General features: G+C 64.1%; 19 protein-coding genes. 11 read left to right on the top strand and 8 right to left on the bottom strand.

The features are described from left to right. Positions 1-407: 407 nt before the first annotated feature. Both KBI52_RS21385 and KBI52_RS34260 read right to left on the bottom strand, forming a co-directional pair. Positions 408-860 carry a phosphoribosyltransferase family protein gene (locus tag KBI52_RS21385; protein ID WP_315974898.1) on the bottom strand — a complete coding sequence of 151 codons (453 nt, stop codon included), beginning with the start codon at positions 858-860 and terminating at the stop codon, positions 408-410. Then, positions 830-1084, bottom strand: a complete 255-nt coding sequence (locus tag KBI52_RS34260) for a phosphoribosyltransferase family protein (protein WP_315974897.1) — start codon at positions 1082-1084, stop codon at positions 830-832. The genes KBI52_RS21385 and KBI52_RS34260 overlap by 31 nt, the downstream gene beginning before the upstream one ends. Before the next feature lie 141 nt (positions 1085-1225). Between KBI52_RS34260 and KBI52_RS21380 the strand changes: the two genes are divergently transcribed. The 3 genes from KBI52_RS21380 to KBI52_RS21370 all read left to right on the top strand — a co-directional run bounded on the left by KBI52_RS21380 (position 1226) and on the right by KBI52_RS21370 (position 4183). Continuing rightward, positions 1226-1567, top strand: coding sequence for a cupin domain-containing protein (locus tag KBI52_RS21380; RefSeq protein ID WP_173947907.1), 342 nt, complete (start codon positions 1226-1228; stop codon positions 1565-1567). A gap of 26 nt (positions 1568-1593) precedes the next feature. Further along, complete coding sequence (locus tag KBI52_RS21375; RefSeq protein ID WP_210811515.1) at positions 1594-3069, top strand: FAD-dependent oxidoreductase; 1476 nt, start codon at positions 1594-1596, stop codon at positions 3067-3069. Between the two features lie 427 nt (positions 3070-3496). Further along, a complete protein-coding gene (locus KBI52_RS21370) occupies positions 3497-4183 on the top strand; it encodes a B3/4 domain-containing protein (RefSeq protein ID WP_173947905.1) in 687 nt (228 codons plus the stop codon). Between the two features lie 36 nt (positions 4184-4219). Here the strand turns inward: KBI52_RS21370 and KBI52_RS21365 are convergent, their stop codons facing one another. After that, the gene (locus KBI52_RS21365; RefSeq protein ID WP_210811537.1) at positions 4220-5656 is read right to left on the bottom strand and encodes a PLP-dependent aminotransferase family protein; all 1437 of its coding nucleotides are present in this window, start codon (positions 5654-5656) and stop codon (positions 4220-4222) included. A gap of 121 nt (positions 5657-5777) precedes the next feature. On the opposite strand from KBI52_RS21365, the gene KBI52_RS21360 reads away from it, so the two are divergent. From KBI52_RS21360 to KBI52_RS21345, 4 genes are all read left to right on the top strand, one after another. Next, positions 5778-7013 carry a PLP-dependent aspartate aminotransferase family protein gene (locus KBI52_RS21360; protein ID WP_210811512.1) on the top strand — a complete coding sequence of 412 codons (1236 nt, stop codon included), beginning with the start codon at positions 5778-5780 and terminating at the stop codon, positions 7011-7013. Beyond that, positions 7010-7804 (top strand): YggS family pyridoxal phosphate-dependent enzyme, encoded by a 795-nt coding sequence (locus KBI52_RS21355; RefSeq protein WP_247654546.1) that lies wholly within the window; start codon positions 7010-7012, stop codon positions 7802-7804. Before KBI52_RS21360 ends, KBI52_RS21355 begins: the two co-directional genes overlap by 4 nt. Positions 7805-7853: 49 nt before the next feature. Next, entirely contained in the window at positions 7854-8756 is a 903-nt protein-coding gene (locus KBI52_RS21350; protein WP_210811510.1) for a dihydrodipicolinate synthase family protein, read from the top strand. A gap of 88 nt (positions 8757-8844) precedes the next feature. After that, a complete protein-coding gene (locus KBI52_RS21345; RefSeq protein ID WP_210811508.1) occupies positions 8845-9525 on the top strand; it encodes a hypothetical protein in 681 nt (226 codons plus the stop codon). A 232-nt stretch (positions 9526-9757) separates the two neighbouring features. Here the strand turns inward: KBI52_RS21345 and KBI52_RS21340 are convergent, their stop codons facing one another. After that, positions 9758-9943: a hypothetical protein gene (locus KBI52_RS21340; protein WP_210811507.1), complete on the bottom strand. Its 186-nt coding sequence runs from the start codon at positions 9941-9943 to the stop codon at positions 9758-9760. 92 nt (positions 9944-10035) lie between these two features. Beyond that, a complete protein-coding gene (locus KBI52_RS21335; protein WP_210811506.1) occupies positions 10036-11559 on the bottom strand; it encodes a CYTH and CHAD domain-containing protein in 1524 nt (507 codons plus the stop codon). A gap of 91 nt (positions 11560-11650) precedes the next feature. On the opposite strand from KBI52_RS21335, the gene KBI52_RS21330 reads away from it, so the two are divergent. The 4 genes from KBI52_RS21330 to KBI52_RS21315 all read left to right on the top strand — a co-directional run bounded on the left by KBI52_RS21330 (position 11651) and on the right by KBI52_RS21315 (position 15352). After that, positions 11651-12133 carry an NUDIX hydrolase gene (locus KBI52_RS21330; protein WP_210811505.1) on the top strand — a complete coding sequence of 161 codons (483 nt, stop codon included), beginning with the start codon at positions 11651-11653 and terminating at the stop codon, positions 12131-12133. 487 nt (positions 12134-12620) lie between these two features. Next, positions 12621-13073, top strand: coding sequence for a hypothetical protein (locus KBI52_RS21325; RefSeq protein ID WP_210811502.1), 453 nt, complete (start codon positions 12621-12623; stop codon positions 13071-13073). Between the two features lie 205 nt (positions 13074-13278). Beyond that, entirely contained in the window at positions 13279-14466 is a 1188-nt protein-coding gene (locus KBI52_RS21320) for an SMP-30/gluconolactonase/LRE family protein (RefSeq protein ID WP_173947898.1), read from the top strand. 25 nt (positions 14467-14491) lie between these two features. Further along, positions 14492-15352 (top strand): glucose 1-dehydrogenase, encoded by an 861-nt coding sequence (locus KBI52_RS21315; RefSeq protein WP_173947897.1) that lies wholly within the window; start codon positions 14492-14494, stop codon positions 15350-15352. Here the strand turns inward: KBI52_RS21315 and KBI52_RS21310 are convergent. From KBI52_RS21310 to KBI52_RS21300, 3 genes are read right to left on the bottom strand one after another with little or no spacing between them, the layout of a single operon-like run. Then, complete coding sequence (locus tag KBI52_RS21310; protein ID WP_173947896.1) at positions 15349-15936, bottom strand: NTP transferase domain-containing protein; 588 nt, start codon at positions 15934-15936, stop codon at positions 15349-15351. The genes KBI52_RS21315 and KBI52_RS21310 overlap by 4 nt on opposite strands. Next, complete coding sequence (locus KBI52_RS21305) at positions 15933-16640, bottom strand: XdhC family protein (protein WP_173947895.1); 708 nt, start codon at positions 16638-16640, stop codon at positions 15933-15935. The genes KBI52_RS21310 and KBI52_RS21305 overlap by 4 nt, the downstream gene beginning before the upstream one ends. Next, positions 16637-17011 (bottom strand): XdhC family protein, encoded by a 375-nt coding sequence (locus KBI52_RS21300; RefSeq protein ID WP_173947894.1) that lies wholly within the window; start codon positions 17009-17011, stop codon positions 16637-16639. The genes KBI52_RS21305 and KBI52_RS21300 overlap by 4 nt, the downstream gene beginning before the upstream one ends. Positions 17012-17022 lie beyond the last annotated feature (11 nt).

The raw sequence follows: 17022 nt of genomic DNA, 5'->3' as shown, positions 1-17022 counted from the left end.
GAATGTCGAGAGAGCTCTTGTCGCAGCGCCGTGGTTTCTGCAACGCTGCGGGATCTTCAGACCGCACGGAGCGCCACCAGTGAATGGACGACGCGACCACACAGCGAATTTGGAAGTACGCAGCCTGGATTGCTCGCGAGCATCGACATATTGAGTGGGCACAAATCTTCGGTCTCCTCGACAGGTTTGAACTTGAAAGCCGTCCACATTTCATCTCACTTGTGGGCCGGCAACTCCGCGCATTCAACCTTCAGTGTTTCACCCGACTGCTCAATGCCTATGATCACCAACCCTGAGAACCGGAGGCCCTGCCATATTGGCCCTCCGCGGTACGGCCTCCCAGCTGACCTACGACCCGGCGGATTTCCTGGAGCTCAACAATGGCAGGTTACCAAGATCGGTGACATTCATGGGCCATTCTGCCTGTTCCAACGCTGGGCATCGTCCAGAAGCGTGGTCACCTCCCGATCCGAGGTCTGGCGAAAATCTTCATAGTGCTCGCCGACGGCGTAGAACGGTTCCGGCGTCGTCAGGCAGATCACCTCGTCCGCTTCTGTTCGGAGCCGCTCCATGGTGTCCGCGGGCGCGACCGGAACCGCGAGGATCAGCCGGGCAGGCTGGGCCTTGGACACGCCCTTCAGCGCCGCCCGCACGGTGCCGCCGGTGGCGATGCCGTCATCCACCACGATGGCGACACGCCCCTCCACGGCGACGGGCTGCCGGCCCGCCAGATAGTGCTCGCGCCGGCGCCTGATCTCCTTAAGCTGCCGCTGAGTTTCTTCCTCGATGTAGCCGCGTGGCACATTGAAATGCCCAAGAAGCTCATCATTCAGTATGACGTGCGGATGGGCTCCGTCCACGACCGCACCCAGGCCGAACTCGGCTTGGCCAGGCGCCCCATCTTGCGCACGACGATGAGGTCGAGTGGCGCCCGCAAGGCTTTGGCGACCTTGAAGGCCACCGGCACGCCGCCGCGCGGCAACGCCAGCACGACCGGGTTCTGCACCACATTGGCCATCAGACGCTGAGCAAGCTGGCGCCCTGCGTCCGCCCTGTCCCGAAAGCTCAGGTGATCCGATTGCATGGGTCAGGCCTCCTTGGCGCAGCCGTGGAACGAACCAGTCCCACGCCGCTGTTGCCGGATATGGAAAGGTCACTCAAGCGGCCTGTGAGGGAACGCGGTGGGTATTGGCCCCGTTTCCCCAACACGAGACAGGAGGAGCGGATGACCGATACCACCGTGAAGAAGGTCAGCAGCGCCCACTCGCCCACAGGTGCTCAAGGCGAGGTCTATCTCGCTTCCGGCAAACGCGTTTCGATGCGGATGTGGCGCGATGAGGAACCGACGCAAGACAAACCCTTGCACAAGCACGAGTACGAAGTGGTCGGCTACGTCATCGCGGGACGGGCCGAGCTGGAGATCGAGGGGCAGACGGTGCGACTGGAGCCAGGCGATTCTTGGGTGGTTCCGGCGGGCGCCGAACACACCTACCGTATCCTGGAAACCTTCACCGCTGTTGAAGCCACAGCCCCGCCGGCGCAGGTGCACGGCCGCGAGTCGTCCTGATCCGACGACCGGCGCTGGAGAACCTGATGGCCGCACTCCCCGGACGCAATGACTCCTGCTGGGTTGCGACAGCCCCGAAGGCAGGCTTTCCGAGCCTGACTGGCTCGCAGAACTGCGATGTGGTGATCGTCGGCGCCGGCATCGTCGGACTGACGGCGGCCCTGTCGCTGTGTGAGGCCGGCAAGTCGGTCGTGGTGCTGGAGGCCCGCCGGGTCGGTGCTCAGGTGACCGGCCGCTCGACGGCCAAGATCACGACGCAGCATAGCCTGATCTACCGCCATTTGATCGATACAGTCGGCCAGGACATTGCTGTATTGTACGCCGAGGCCAATCGCGTCGCCGTCGAACGGATCCGCACCTGGATTGAGACGCTGGGCATCGCGTGCGACTACGAACGTAAAGCGGCCTATGCCTATACCTGTGATCCGCACCGGGTGGATGCCATCCGCCAGGAGGCCGAGGCTGCCCGGATCCTCGGCTTCGAGGCGCAGGTTCTCGACCGAGCACCCCTGCCCTTCCCCACGGCAGGCGCGTTGTGCTTCCCTGACCAGGCCCAGTTCAATCCGGCAAGCTATCTGGTGGCCCTCGCCCAAGCGGTCGAGGCTCGGGGCGGCCGGATCTTTGAGCAGAGCCGGGCCACGTCCTTTGACCAGGACGACGGGTGGCGCATCAGGACTGCACAGGAGACCGTCAAGGCAGCCCACGTGGTCATCGCGACCAACATGACGGCGAAGAGCCCGGTCGGTTACGCCAACCGCACCCAGCCCCGCAGCCATGTCGCCATGGCGTTCCGGCCAGAGGACCCCGCGGCCGTTGATGGCATGTTCATCAGCATCGACGATCCGACGCACTCGATCCGGGCGGGTCGTGATCAGGACGGGCCGTTGCTGATCACGCTGGGACCTCGCTTCAACACGGGCCAGGACGGCGATGTCGCCCGGCGCTTCCTGGAACTGGAGCAGTGGGCTCGGACGAACCTTCCTGTCCGCGAGGTGGTCTGGCGCTGGTGCAACGAGGACTACGACACAGCCGACCGCATGCCGTACGTGGGCCAGCCTGACCCGAAGAAGTCCTCGGGCTTCCATGTGGCGACCGGCTTCAATGGGTGGGGCATCAGCAACGGCACAGCTGCAGGCCTGCTGATTGCCGCTGAGATTGCGACCGGCTCACGCCTCTGGGGCAAGCTCTACGATCCGGCGCGGCCTGCACCCGACGACTTCCACCAGAGCGGTGATACACAGTCCCTCGTCGCCGACGTTGCTGCGATTGCGCCGGGTGAAGGCGGGGTGATCACCCGCGGCGATGAGAAGATTGCCGTCTGGCGGGATGACCGTGGCGATCTCCACGCCGTGTCGGCCAGCTGCACGCATAAGGGCTGCACTGTGACCTGGAACAACGCGGACCGGACCTGGGATTGTCCCTGTCATGGCTCGATGTTCGAAGCTGATGGAACTGTCATTCACGGCCCGGCCCGTGAGCCGCTGCCGCCGCGGGCGATCTGACGCCCACGGCGCGACGCTATGTGTCTGGGTCGAGGTCCGCCTTCCGCTCAAGCCCTTACGGCACCCCGGAGAAGAACAGGAATGCCGCGTCGACTGGAGAGAAGATACCTCTGAACGATCGATCTCAATCTAGCATTGGGCAGCTCAACGGCTTCCACGTTGTATAGCGAGCCGATGCACTTGGCCTGCCTGAACGTCTCATTCGGGTCACGGACTGCCCTTCAGCTTGGTCGTGTGAAGGTCAGCTCACGCCGCCAATACGGAATTGTCGCTAAGGTCAGCCCAGTGCCAGCTCCAGACCTTCCCATATCGCGCAGAACAGTCCGTACGGTGTTCGCGCCCGCCGAAGCGCTAGGCATGTCGATACGTTGACCGTCCAGAGCATGACCGATATTCCAGCCCGAACCAAACAACGGAACCGAGTGGTATGTTCGAGACTCCGATCATCGCTGAACCGATCAAGGGGATTGCCCCTGACTTCCGTGCCCTGAGCATTCACGTCGATGCCGAGGGGGCCAAGGAAGGAAGCTTCGACTCCAGCGTCCTGACGACTGCCTGTGAGTTCGTTTCAGCGGGCGGACCATCTTGGGCGGACGCTCACCTGGCCAGTTGGTCGGACGCGTACCAGCGCTTCGGTGCGAAGCCCAACCGGACGCCATGCTCTGCCCAGGCCTTGAGAAAGCGCGTCATCAAGGACGGCCGGATCCCAGCAATCAACCCCGTGGTCGATCTCTACAATGCCGTCAGTCTCCGCTACGCCCTGCCCGTCGGCGGGGAGAACTTCGACGCGTACGTTGGGCGCCCCCACCTGACGGTCGCCGATGGGACGGAAATTTTCGACACCATGATGAATGGGGAAGCGGTCTTGGAGCATCCAGCACCGGGCGAGGTGATCTGGAGGGACGATCTCGGCGTCACGTGTAGGCGATGGAATTGGCGTCAGGGTACCCGCACCCGTCTGGAGACCGCAGCAGGCCGGATGTGGTTCATCCTCGAGGCCCTCGGCACCATGCCGGAGAACGCCCTCGATGAAGCGGGCGACATGCTCGTCCAAGGGTTGTCACAGCTCATGCCAAGCTGCGAAATCCAAAGACAAAGGGTCTCCGTGACCTGAGGCCGAGTCCTTCGATCGTTGGTTCCCCCTGCCCTTTCAGGCATCCCCTCGAACCTGCACGATAGTCTCAGCCAGAAGATGGACGCCCCTCTCAATCCGCCGGGTATCCAGGGCGGAATAGCCCATCACGAGACTGACGTGATCGGCTCGGATGCCGTCCGCGCCCGGACTGTACAGCGGTGAGGTGGAATGCACTCCGACCCCGGCAAGGCGCGCCCGTTCGATGAGGGCGGCCTCCAGGGATTGCGGCAGGTCCTTGAACCGCACAACGATGTGCAACCCGGCGTCCGCTCCATCGACGGCGATCCTGTCCCCAAACTTGAGGCGCAGCACGTTGAGCAGCGTCTGCCGCCGCTCGCCATTGAGGCGGCGTACCCGGCGCACATGCCTTTCATAAGCACCGCCTTCGATGAGCGAGGCCAAAGCCTCCTGCTCATTGGCGGGAGAATGCCGGTCTGTCAGTCGCTTGGCCACTGCGAACACATCCTGCAAACCGGGCGGGACGACAAGATAGCCGATCCGGAGGGTCGGCGAGAGCGTCTTGGAGATGGTTCCGAGATAGATGACGTTGCCGCTGTCCTCCAGTCCATGCAGCGGGGGAACCGGATTGATGTCGTAGCGGTACTCGCTGTCGTAATCGTCCTCGATCACGTAGGCGTCGTGCTGCCGCGCCCATTCCAGCAACCGGTGGCGCCTCGAAACCGGCATCACGCCTCCGAGCGGGAACTGATGCGACGGCGTGACGTAGACCAGCCCCGCATCGATCCCGGCCAGCAGATCGGTCCTCAACCCATCATCATCGACGGCAATCGGGACGGGTGTGGCGCCCGTGCCGGCGAAGATCTGCCGGGCCATGGCATAACAGGGGTTCTCGATCACGAAGCGGTCGCCCTGATCGAGGATCAGCCGGGCGCACAGGTCCAACCCCTGCTGCGATCCGTTGACGATGATGATCTGCTCCGGATCGCAGCGCAGTGTCCGTGAACGCCAGAGGTAGCCCTGCAAAGCCATGCGCAGCCGTCGCGATCCCCGGGGATCGCCATAGGTCAGTCGCTCCGGTCGCTGCACCATGGCCGCGTTGACCGCGCGTTTCCAAACCGCCGTCGGGAAGTCCGACGGCGCGAGATCGCCATAGCGGAAATCGGCGATCAGCTTGCCTGCCTCCGGCCTGCTCCACGGCGGCGTGGTACGAACGCGTTCCCCATAGGCAGACAGGCGAATCGACCGCGCACTCTTCGATGGCTGGCTGCGTACGTCCCTGTCGACCACGGCCGGCGCGACACGCGGCCGCCTCCCCTGACATACTGTTATGAAACCCTCGGCCAGAAGTTGCTCATGGGCGGCCATGACCGTCGTGCGGGAGACGCCCAGCTCGAGGGCCAGGGCACGGGACGACGGCAAGGGCCCGTCCACCCCGAACACGCCGCCAAGGATCTGATCGCGGAGCGCTTCGTAGATCTGGCGCGCTCCCATCCCGCGGGGACGTTCGTTGCCTGTTTCGAACTGGACCACCTACTTTGTCACCAACTGGACGTTCTGCCTGAGCCAGTTTGCCGATATTCCAAGTCAATTCCAAGAGGGATCCGAGCAGTCGATGAGCAGCAACGCCAAGCAACCCGAAGCAGAGTTCCAGGATACGCCACACGACCGGGAGGAACTCGGCTTTGCCACCCGCACCATTCACCACGGTTTCGACCCAGCCGCGTTCTCGAACGCCGTCCAGCCGCCGGTCTTCCTGACCTCCACCTACGGCTTCGCCAGCGTGGCGGCGAACGAAGCCGAAGCGGCGCTCGGCGGCAGGCTCTACGCGCGCGAGCACAACCCGACGACCGAGATCCTCGAGCGGAGGCTTGCCAACATCGAGGGCGCGGAGGCCGGCCTGGTGGTCGCGTCCGGCATGGCCGCCTTCGGGGCGCTGACCCTGTCCCTGCTGTCGCAAGGCGACGAGCTGATCGTGCACCGGACGCTCTATTCGAACACGGTCGCGATGGTCGAGCAGGCCCTTCCGCGCTTCGGCATCAAGGTTGTCCCCGTCGACCTTGCCGAGCCGGCCAATCTCGACGCGGCCATCACCGAGCGGACGCGCCTCGTCTACTTCGAGACGCCCGTGAATCCACTGAGTGCCGTTCTCGACATCGCCGCGATCACCGAGCGCGCCCACGCGCATGGCGTGCAGGTCGCCGTCGACAGCACATTCGCCTCGCCCGCATTGCAGCGCCCGATCGAGCATGGCGCCGATATCGTGCTGCATTCGCTGACCAAGTACATCAACGGCCATGGCGATGCCTTGGGCGGTGCGCTGCTGGGCGATGCCGAGACCGTGCACAAGCTGCATGAGACGGGCCTGCGCTACATCACCGGCGCTGCGATCTCGCCGCTTGCCTCCTTCCTGATCCTGCGTGGCCTCAAGACCCTGACCCTGCGCATGGAGCGCCACAGCGCATCGGCCCTGGCCGTCGCGCGGATGCTGGAGGAGCATCCGGCGGTGGCCTGGGTGAGCTACCCGTTCCTCGACTCCCACCCCGGCCATGCAATCGCCCGCAAGCAGATGTCCAACGGTTCGGGCATGCTGGCCTTCGGGCTTCATGCCGGGTTCGAGGGTGCACGCCGGATGATGGATCGGCTCGGTCTCATCACTCGCGCCGTCAGCCTCGGCGATGCCGACAGCCTCATCTGCCATCCCGCCAGCCTCACCCGTGCCCGCCAGCCAATCCGCAAGGACGCCCACATGGTGGAGGGCGTCGGCGAGGATCTGATCCGCCTCTCCGTCGGCCTCGAAAACCAAGAGGACGTCATTGCCGACCTGCGCCAGGCGATCGAGGCATCATGACAGACGACCGCATGCCGCTTTCTCCGGACGACATCCAGCGCTTCGGGTCCGACCCGCTGTCCTCCTTCCGCGCCAATCTGGCGGCGGTCGAGGAACGCATCGCGCGTGCCTGCGCCCGCGCCGGACGGGACCGCCCGTCCGTGCGGCTCCTTCCAGTCACGAAGACCGTCCCGGCCTACATCCTGCGGCTTGCCTTCGAGGCGGGCATCCACTCCTTCGGCGAGAACAAGATCCAGGAGGCCGTCTCGAAGCGCGAGGCACTGGGCGACCTCGCCATCGACTGGAGCATCGTCGGGCATCTCCAGACGAACAAGGTCAAGGTCCTGACCCGCTTCGCCCGCGAGTTCCACGCGCTCGACAGTCTGCGGCTGGCCGATCTCCTCAACGAACGGCTGGAGCGTGAGGACCGCTTCCTCGACGTCTTCGTGCAGGTCAACACCTCCGGGGAGGAGAGCAAGTTCGGCCTGCACCCGGATGCCCTACTGCCGTTCGTGGACACACTGAAGAGTTTTCCCCGATTGAAGCCGCGCGGGTTGATGACGCTGGCTCTCTTCAGCTCCGACATGGCGAAGGTGCGTCCATGCTTTACCCTGTTGCGCCGCCTGCGCGACGAGGTCGTTCGGCATGACGCAAAGCTGACGGAGCTGTCGATGGGAATGTCCGGCGACTACGAGAAAGCGATCGAGGAAGGTGCCACCGTCGTGCGGGTGGGCCAGGCCATCTTCGGCAAGCGTCCCACCCCCGATGGTCATTATTGGCCGGGTTTCGCGGGTAGTGCACAACCGACGTGAGCCCTAGCCGAACCTCCCCTCGCCTCATCGAGCATTCTGGAGATCCATCATGAGTCTTCCCAACGGTCTATCGGCTTTTCCGATCACGCCCACCGACGCTGCCGGCCGCGTAGACACCACTGTGCTGCGCAGGCTGGTGGCCCGCCTGGTTGCCGCCGAGGTCGATTCCGTCGGCCTGCTCGGCAGCACTGGGATCTACATGTACCTGACCCGCGACGAACGGCGGCGGGCGATCGAGGCGGCCCTGGAAGAGGCCTCCGGCCGGACCCCGATCATCGCCGGGATCGGTGCGTTGCGCACCGATGAGGCGGTCGGGCTTGCCCAGGACGCCAGGGACATCGGCGCGGCGGCGGGCCTGCTCTCGGCCGCGTCCTACACGCCGCTCACCGACGACGAGGTGTTCGAGCACTTCTCGACCGTCGCGCGAGAAAGTAGCCTGCCGGTTGTGATCTACGACAACCCAGGCACGACGCACTTCAAGTTCACGACGGAGCTCGTCGCCCGTCTCGCAAAGGTGCCCGGCATCGTGGCCATCAAGAATCCGGGTGTCGGCGCCAATGATACGGCCCAGCACCTGGCTAGCCAGCGTGCGATCGCCCCCCAGGATTTCTCGATCGGGTGCAGCGCGGACTGGACGGCGGCGGAGACCATGCTCGCCGGAGCCGATACCTGGTACAGCGTCCTCGGCGGACTGTTGCCGGGCGTGTGCCTGAAGCTCGTCAGGGCGGCCCAACAGGGCGATGCCGCCGAGGCACGCAGGCTTGACGGCATGCTTGAACCGCTGTGGGCACTCTTCAGGCAGTACTCCAGCCTGCGCGTCGTCTACGAGTTGGCCGAGTTGCTCGACATCTGCCGCACCGAGCCGCCACGGCCCATCCTGCCCCTACCCGACACGGCTAAGCGTCAGGTCGCCGACACGCTGGCACGTCTGCCGACCCACGTCACAGGGTGATCGGAATACCATTCATGATACGTCACGCGACCGATATGCGGCGGCTCTGTCTCCAGGTAGATGGAGCCGCGCAAGAGACGGATTCCGGTTGACCTATATCCTATGGACGCTCCCCGCAGTCGCGGTCATTGCCGCGATCGCGAATGGGCGGCTCGGCACGCTTGCAGCCTCGCTCCTCGGCCTGTCCGCCGCGCTCCTTGTCGCGCTCACGACGGCCCCGCTTGATTTCCGGGGACCGGATGCCGTGATCGCCCTTGCGCGCGGCGCATGGATCGGCTGGATCGTGGTGCCCTACATCCTCGGCGGCCTGCTGTTCTGGCAAATGGCGATCAGGCCCGGCAACGCCGCCATGCCGGTCGAGGCGACCTTGCCCGATGCGCGCGCCAGACGCCGGCTCCTGTTCACGGCCTGCTTCCTGATCGGCCCTTTCGCGGAATCCGCGACCGGGTTCGGCGTCGGCATCATCGGCACGATGATGCTGGTCCGGCGACTGGACGTGGCACCGATCCCTCTCCTGGCGTTCAGTCTGCTCAGCCAGACCATGATCCTCTGGGGAGGGATGGGCAGCGGTGCCATCGTCGCGGCCGCGTTCGCGCGCACCAACCCGACCACGCTCGCCGTCCATGCGAGCTTCTTCCTCGTCGCCTTCAACGTGCTCTGGCTACCGCTTTACTGGCGCATGGCCGACAAGGCGGGCATCACTGGGGGCTGGGGCGAGGAAGCCATGGACGCTCTCTTGGGCATGCCTGGGAAGGCGGCGGGACGCTAGAGCCATGGATCCGGAACCGAGATAGGATCAGATGTCAGTCAGATGGCAGGGTGGTTGAAGGCCCCTCGTGCCCCCCTGCACCATGACCTGGCAGACTTCTCCACGATGAACTGCCGTGTGGTGCGCGTGCGAGAGGGGAGTATTCACGTCCCTGGTCGGCCGAGAATCTGGTTCCGGGGATCATGTGTTACCAGGATGTCATGGGCTTATGGATAGATGCCGCTCGCCCACTTCAGGGGATCGGATCATGCGCAAGCTCAATCGGAAAGCCCTTCTGCGCCACCTGCGTGAACAAGGAGAGCCAACGGGGGCACTCCTGATCACCTTCCGTGATGGGCAGCCGCAGATGACGGATCTCATCAATGAGTCTGATCGGGCCGCCGACGCTATGATCACGGCTGTGATAAGCGCGATTCATGAACCTGCCTCCGGCGAGGATGTGGACTCGATCGGACCCTGTGCCGGACGGGCGTGACAGGCTATGCAATTGACCGGCCTGTCGAGGGATCCTCAGGACCGCCAGAAAGGTTCAAGCGAAGCGAGCTTCTGATACTGTCCCACTGCATCGGCCAGTAGGCCATCGACCCGGGTTGTCTGCTCCTGATGGATGGCGTCAGCGGTCGGCGACGAGTCCATATGGGATCCCACGGCGATGTCGTTGAGCTCCCCCAATGTCTCCTGGAGCGCCTCGAGCGCACTCAAGGCCTTCCGCTTCCTCTTTTTCGCGCCACCGCCTTTGAACAGGCTTCCGAAGAACTCGGTTGCATATCGAAGCTTCTTGATCTCGATCCGCACCTGATGGCGCTCTTCGGGGTCGAGTTCAACAAGGTGCCTGCCGCGCTTGATGATTTTTTTCCGCCGCCGTCCGAGCTCCTCGCCGGCCAGTATCGCGACAGGCCGTGTTCGAAGCTTGCGGGCGGCCTTGCCACCGCCCTCGAGCCAGTCCCCAGCCTCGATCCAGGCCGCCGTCTCCAGAACACTTGTCATGAAGCGAGGAGATGAAATTGTCTCTTGAGCCGTGTCGTATGCCCGGTCGCGCCGTTTCTGGTACTCAGCGAGGAGGCTCTTGTAACTCTGGTCAGTGCCGAACCGATCCCGCGCGGGCTCAAGGACCGTGGTGATATAGACGTCCAGGTCGCGTGCCTCACCCAGCACATTGGCCATCCATTTGAGCTCGGCCCGGATCGGATCCCGCCGCTCGTCCTCGACAACGGCCTTGAACAGGGTGATGGCGGCCCGGAGCCGCCGCAGCGCGACACGCATCTGGTGGACGGCATCGGCCTCTGGCACACGCCGGACGATCGCCTCGTTGGCCATCAGGTGCTGCAGACAGGACGCGGCAATCGTTTGAAAGGCCGTCGCGCTCGTCATTTTGCGCTTGAGGACTACAGGGGCTGCCTTGATGCGTGTCGGCTGTTCGCCCGAGGCGGCCTCGTAGCCACGCTCAGCCTTGGTCTTGAAACTCAAGCGCAGAGGTGTTGCCGTTGAGAGCGCCAAAGCGAGCTGAAACAGCTCGGCCGGTGTTCCATCCTTGAGTTCAAGCTCCAGCTCCCCAAAAGACGTCGTCCGCTCCTTTCCCTCTATCGTGCAGCTGTCGGCAGCAACCTCAATCGCGGAATCCCCATACGCAATGTCGCGGAGCCTTCGTTCTGTGGTCACATGGAAGACCGGTTCGATCCTGTCGCTGTGCTCAAGGAGCGGTTCGAGGGCAGTGCCTTTCGCGAGGGCGTAGTCAGGGCTGTCGCTTTCAACTTCGTGTTCCCACTCGTTCCGAGCCACGGCGACGCTATTGGACCGCCGAGCGGCTTTGATCGTCTGGATGCGCCGCTCTCCATCGCGCCTGACCCGAAGCGAGATCCCAGCCTGCCGTAGCGTGTGATCCGGCGTATCGAAATAGGTCGAGTGGAGGGTCTGCGTTCTGGCGCTGTCGGACCTTTCGGTGAGGAGCGGATGAGCCAGCACCTTCCCGAGCTCAGAAGGCGTGGCCTCCAGCTTCAGCTCGACTTCCTGGGGAGGACTCGGTCTGGCTTGCATGGGTCATCTCAGGATCTATCACTGAGGTTCGGAACGTCAAGCCATCAGAGCGGTTCCATGATGAGCGGGACACCGGGAGAGCTGCCAAGCCATGGTCTTGCAGAGAGCTTTTCATCCCTTCCGCAAATCCTATCAGCAGTTCGGAGCCCTGCCGTTCAGGTGGAGCGATGATGGCTCTCTCACGGTAATGCTCGTGACGACCCGCGGACGCAAGCGCTGGATGGTTCCGAAAGGCTGGCCGATCCCAGAGCTCGAGCCTCATGAGAGTGCGGCCCGCGAGGCTTTCGAAGAAGCAGGCTTGGTCGGGTCCGTAGACCCGAGAGCCATAGGGTCGTTTCGGTACCGCAAGCGCCTTGGCCTTGGGCGACAGGTGCCGTGCACCGTCGAGGTCTTCCCGCTCCACGTCGACCATCAGGCGCCACATTGGCCCGAGAAAGGGGAGCGGGAAACAAGATGGATGAGCATCGACAATGCGGCAGGCTTCGTGTCAGAGCCGGAGTTGAAGAAGATCCTCCTCGCCTTTCACCCGAACCGCGATCACTCAGATGAAGCGGGGATCCGGTCCGCGGGTTGAGACTGAGCGATGGTGAAGTGAGTTGGGGCTCAATCATGCCGCTTCTACGGGGTTCATTTCCCTAGAAGGGAATGAGCGTGATCGTGAACAACAGGCCACAGCGCATCGGCTCTCCAGTCGGATCACGTACACGCTTCTTCGGAACCATCTTGAACCCGTCGCTGGAGCCCTCGGGGCAGCCGGTGCATTTCATCGGAACCAAGGTTCTGGCGTATCGGGTATGCAAGCTGGCGCCGCGTGATCCCGGGTCCTTGTCCATAAGCCCAGGGCCAGCTCAAAACCACTCTCCGGTCAGGATATGAGATCTGCCGCCTCTCCGTCAGAACGGCCTTGGGCGAAGCGGGACGATGATCGCCATCTACTCTGCTCCCCGTCGGATCGGTCCGATCTGCGCGAACCGGAACAACGCAGGCATCCATGAGTTCAGCTGATCCGGCGCATACCGGCAGACGGCCATCACGGTGAGCCCTTCACAACGGCTCGGATCATGAGTCCCATGCATGTGGAGAGCGCAATCGAACTCGCCTGCCGCGTGGCGCTGAGCCACCGGGGTGTCGCGCATGTGGCGATTCCCGTGGACGTGCAGGAAGAACCGGAGGCCGAGACGAAGCCTTCGAATCGCAACCTTCCACACCATGCGTCCTTCGCGCAGACGCAATCGATCGGAATTCCGAACCCGGATGCCATCGGCCGAGCTCCTGAACGCGGGGCGAAAGGTTGTGATCCTGGCGGGACAAGGCGCCTATCACGCGCGCTCGCCGAACGCGGCTCGGCCCCGGTGGAGGCGGTCGTCGATCTCACTGACCTGCTCCTGCCCCCCAAGCGCATGGAACAATACGCCAAGAATCTGGACAAGGCTCTGCAGAACGGAACGCCGGGCCGCGATGAGATCAAGCGGGCCCTGGAGGAAGAACCGGCTCGCACGATGCTGCAGGAGTGATGGTCTCAGGTTCTCGCCGTCGAGATAACATGCGAGATAACATGATGGTGGCGGCATCGTGAGAAGGTGGGTCAAAGGGGTCAACATGTCCCGCGAAGGCAGCAGAAGGGAAGTTCATCGTGGAACGACGAGAGCCCCGTCCGGTTGAAGGGCCATGGGAGATGTGCGCGGCACCTCCCCTCCACGACATCGCACAGGAGGCTTCATGCGCTACGCTCCACATCCTGCGACGCTTCTGCTCGGCATCGCTCTCGTGACATCCACAAGCCTCGGTTCCGCCATGGCTCAGCAATCGTCATCGCAGCAGCCCTTCGAACAGGTTGCGACCTTCGACCATCAGGTCACAGGCGTGGCCGTTTCCCAGGACGGGCGCATCTTCGTGAATTTTCCGCGCTGGACCGAGGACTCCCCTGTCTCGGTCGCCGAGGTGATGAAGGACGGTTCTCTCAGGCCATATCCGGATCAAGTCTGGAACGAATGGCGCAATGCCAGGAAGGACGAGATGGCGCCACAGGAGCACTGGGTCTGCGTGCAGAGCGTGGTGGCCGACAGCCAAGGCAATCTCTGGGTGCTCGATCCTGCCGCTCCGGCGCAGGACAAGGTGGTCGCAGGCGGTCCCAAGCTCGTGAAGATCGACCTGAAGACAAACCAGCCGAGTCAGACCATCTCGTTCACTGAGCAGGTCGCGCCACAAGGATCCTATCTTAACGACGTGCGCTTCTCTCCCGACGGGCGCCACGCCTATCTCACGGATTCCGGCGTGAAGGGCGCTCTCATCGTTGTCGATCTGCAAAGCGGCAAGGCCCGTCGCGTGCTCGACGGCCATCCCAGCACCCAGGTTGAGAAGGACGTGCAGGTGAAGGCGGATGGTCAAGTGCTGCGCCGTCCCGATGGGCGTGGCGTCGAATTCGCCGCCGATGGCATCGCCCTGACCCCGGATGGGCGGCACCTCTACTGGCAGGCGATCAAGGGCAAGACGCTCTACCGGATCGCCACGGATGCCCTGGAGAATGCGCAGGGCACGGATCGCGACATCGCGGCCAAAGTCGAAACCGTCGGCGAGAACGGAGTGGCCGATGGTCTGCTGATCACGCGCCGCGGCGACCGGATGATCGTAACCGCGCCGGAAGACGATGCCCTGAAGGTTCGGGTTCTCAGCGGCGCCCAGGGCAGCCGCCCCACCATTCTGGTCCGGGACAAGCAGCTTCGCTGGCCGGACAGCCTCGCCGAAGGGCCGGATGGCACGCTCTACTTCACGACCTCGCGCATCCAGGACTCGGCCACCTACAAGCCCGACGCTCCGAAGAACCTGCCGACCCAGCTTTGGCGCATGAAGCTCGACAGCGCCGAAGCGACCGGGTCCCTCAACACGCCGGCGCAGCCGCAGCAGTAACGCCCCGTTTGCAAGGACCACGACGATGGCTCAGGATTTCCCGAAACCACCTTTCCCCGATCAGAAGCAGCCCATGCCCGGCTCCAGCGCCGCCATGGACCCGCAGCCCGACTATGGCGAGGACAGCTACAAGGGCTCCGGACGTCTGGCTGACAAGAAGGCGATCATCACCGGCGGCGACAGCGGCATCGGGCGCGCCGTGGCTCTCGCTTATGCCCGCGAGGGTGCAGATGTGCTGATCAGCTATTACAACGAGGAGGAGGACGCCCGCGAGACACAGCGCCTCGTCGAGGCGGCCGGTCGCAAGGCCCTCCTCATGCCCGGCGACATCAAGGATCCGGCCCATTGCCGCGCCATCGTCGATCGCGCCGTGAAGGAGTTCGGCCGCATCGACATTCTGGTCAACAACGCGGCCCATCAGGCCTCGTTCACCTCCATCGAGGAGATCAGCGACGAGGAATGGGACGTTACCTTCCGCACCAACATCCACGCGATGTTCTATCTCTGCAAGGCTGCCGTGCCGCACATGCCTGAAGGCAGCGCGATCATCAACACCACCTCCGTGAACGCCGACACGCCGAGCCCGCAGCTCCTGGCCTATGCCACCACCAAGGGAGCCATCCAGAATTTCACCGGCGGTCTGGCGCAGCTGCTCGCCGAGAAAAACATTCGCGTGAACTGCGTGGCTCCCGGTCCGATCTGGACACCTCTCATCCCCTCCACCATGCCGCCGGAGAAGGTGAAGGAGTTCGGCTCGCAGGTGCCGATGAAGCGTCCCGGGCAGCCAAGAGAGCTGGCATCCGCTTATGTAATGCTGGCGGAGCCGGATTCGAGCTATGTCTCAGGCGCCACCATTGCGGTGACCGGCGGCAAGCCGATCCTCTAAATTTGCAGAGATCGCAGCTCGTTCGGCGTGTCGATGTCCTGGAGGATGGATGGGCTCTTCACGGGCCATTCCACCACTCCCGGATGGTCGCGCAGGATCCGGCCCGCCCCGGCATCGCCTGACAGCTCTCTGATGGGATCTTCCAAAGCTCTCGAGAGGACGACCGGATTTCCTCTCTGCCCATCGAACACCGGGATCAGGGCCGCGGGCTGTCCCGATCCGCGCCAGGCGGCCGCAAGTTCGTCGATGAGGTCCGCCGTCACCAGCGGCATGTCTCCCAACAGGACGATGGCCGCCTCGATGCCGGGGGGCAATGCTGAAAAGCCGGCCAGAAGCGACGTTGAGAGGCCATCGGCGAAAACGCTGTTGCGCGTCACTTGGACTGGTTGTGTCCTGACCGCCGCTTCCACGTCATCCGCGCGATGGCCCGTCACGACGATCACCGGCCTGGCCGAGGATCGGACGGCTGCCTCCGTCACGTGTCGGACCAGGGGTGTTCCGTCGAGGAGCGCCAGCAGTTTGGGGGCGGGGCCGAACCGCGTTCCGCGTCCCGCCGCCAGGATGATCGCCGCGATGGTGTTCATCGCGACGCGGCCTCGCGCGCGATCCTGCGCTCCCTGCGCAGGAGGGAGATGATCTCGGCCAGGATGGAGACGGCGATCTCCGCCGGAGACACTGCCCCGATGTTGAGACCCACCGGCCCATGAATGCGGGCAAGATCCTCCTCTCCGAAACCGCCCGCGCGCAGGCGATCCAGCCGCTGCGCATGGGACTTCCGCGACCCGAGCGCACCGATGTAGAAGCAGTCGGACCTGAGGGCTTCCACAAGGGCACGATCGTCGATCTTCGGATCATGCGTGAGCGTCAGAACTGCCGTATGGCGGTCGAGACCGATGCGCGTCAGAGCGTCATCCGGCCATTCCGGCAGCAGGTTCACACCCGGAAAGCGCTCAGGCGTGGCAAAGGCGCTGCGCGGATCGATAATCGTGACGGCAAGGTCGAGCCCCGCCGCCATCGGGGCGAGCGCCTGGCCCACATGAACCGCCCCGATGACGAGGAGCTTGATGGACGGAACCTGCACGTTCAGAAAGAACTGTCGTCCGTCCTGCTCAACGAGGCCGCTCTTGCGAAGGTCGAGGTGCTCCTCAAGGCGGTGGCGCAGGGGATCGCCTGCAACGTCCGTCTCGCGGACGAGGCGCTGACGTCCGGTGTCCACCTCCGTGATCAGAACAGCCGCACGGCGAGCGGCGCCTTCCTTGTTCAGGGCCGTGAGAAGATCGAGGTTCATCGAAGCGCCCGATCCGAGCCATGACCCCATGCAGGGCCCGCGGACCCGTCCTCAACTCGCTCGAGATAAATGCGAATGCGCCCGCCGCAGGTGAGCCCGACCTGCCAGGCGGTCTCGTCCGCGACCCCGAACTCCAGCACCCTGGCCCGTCCGTCGGCGATCACATCCATGGCTTCCGTGATGACCGCGCCCTCGACGCAGCCGCCCGAGACGGAACCGAGGAAATTGGCGTCATGGTCGATGACGAGATGGCTGCCGACGGGACGGGGCGCGGATCCCCAGGTCTCGATGACGGTGGCCACCGCAACGCCCCGGCCGGAGCGCTTCCAGTCTTCGGCTTCCTTCAGGATGTCCGCATCGCTCGTGATCATGCCGGCTCCAA

It is taken from the genome of Microvirga sp. HBU67558 (genome assembly GCF_018069605.1).
GTDB lineage: Bacteria > Pseudomonadota > Alphaproteobacteria > Rhizobiales > Beijerinckiaceae > Microvirga > Microvirga terrae.
This window is presented reverse-complemented; position numbering and strand designations above follow the sequence as displayed.

Excerpts from the sequence above, each read along its gene's own strand:
- KBI52_RS34260 (WP_315974897.1), bottom strand. The coding sequence starts at position 1,084 with ATGCAATCGGATCACCTGAGCTTTCGGGACAGGGCGGACGCAGGGCGC.
- KBI52_RS21380 (WP_173947907.1), top strand. The coding sequence starts at position 1,226 with ATGACCGATACCACCGTGAAGAAGGTCAGCAGCGCCCACTCGCCCACA.
- KBI52_RS21375 (WP_210811515.1), top strand. The coding sequence starts at position 1,594 with ATGGCCGCACTCCCCGGACGCAATGACTCCTGCTGGGTTGCGACAGCC.
- KBI52_RS21370 (WP_173947905.1), top strand. The coding sequence starts at position 3,497 with ATGTTCGAGACTCCGATCATCGCTGAACCGATCAAGGGGATTGCCCCT.
- KBI52_RS21365 (WP_210811537.1), bottom strand. The coding sequence starts at position 5,656 with ATGGGAGCGCGCCAGATCTACGAAGCGCTCCGCGATCAGATCCTTGGC.
- KBI52_RS21360 (WP_210811512.1), top strand. The coding sequence starts at position 5,778 with ATGAGCAGCAACGCCAAGCAACCCGAAGCAGAGTTCCAGGATACGCCA.
- KBI52_RS21355 (WP_247654546.1), top strand. The coding sequence starts at position 7,010 with ATGACAGACGACCGCATGCCGCTTTCTCCGGACGACATCCAGCGCTTC.
- KBI52_RS21350 (WP_210811510.1), top strand. The coding sequence starts at position 7,854 with ATGAGTCTTCCCAACGGTCTATCGGCTTTTCCGATCACGCCCACCGAC.
- KBI52_RS21340 (WP_210811507.1), bottom strand. The coding sequence starts at position 9,943 with ATGAATCGCGCTTATCACAGCCGTGATCATAGCGTCGGCGGCCCGATC.
- KBI52_RS21335 (WP_210811506.1), bottom strand. The coding sequence starts at position 11,559 with ATGCAAGCCAGACCGAGTCCTCCCCAGGAAGTCGAGCTGAAGCTGGAG.
- KBI52_RS21330 (WP_210811505.1), top strand. The coding sequence starts at position 11,651 with ATGGTCTTGCAGAGAGCTTTTCATCCCTTCCGCAAATCCTATCAGCAG.
- KBI52_RS21325 (WP_210811502.1), top strand. The coding sequence starts at position 12,621 with ATGAGTCCCATGCATGTGGAGAGCGCAATCGAACTCGCCTGCCGCGTG.
- KBI52_RS21320 (WP_173947898.1), top strand. The coding sequence starts at position 13,279 with ATGCGCTACGCTCCACATCCTGCGACGCTTCTGCTCGGCATCGCTCTC.
- KBI52_RS21315 (WP_173947897.1), top strand. The coding sequence starts at position 14,492 with ATGGCTCAGGATTTCCCGAAACCACCTTTCCCCGATCAGAAGCAGCCC.
- KBI52_RS21310 (WP_173947896.1), bottom strand. The coding sequence starts at position 15,936 with ATGAACACCATCGCGGCGATCATCCTGGCGGCGGGACGCGGAACGCGG.
- KBI52_RS21305 (WP_173947895.1), bottom strand. The coding sequence starts at position 16,640 with ATGAACCTCGATCTTCTCACGGCCCTGAACAAGGAAGGCGCCGCTCGC.
- KBI52_RS21300 (WP_173947894.1), bottom strand. The coding sequence starts at position 17,011 with ATGATCACGAGCGATGCGGACATCCTGAAGGAAGCCGAAGACTGGAAG.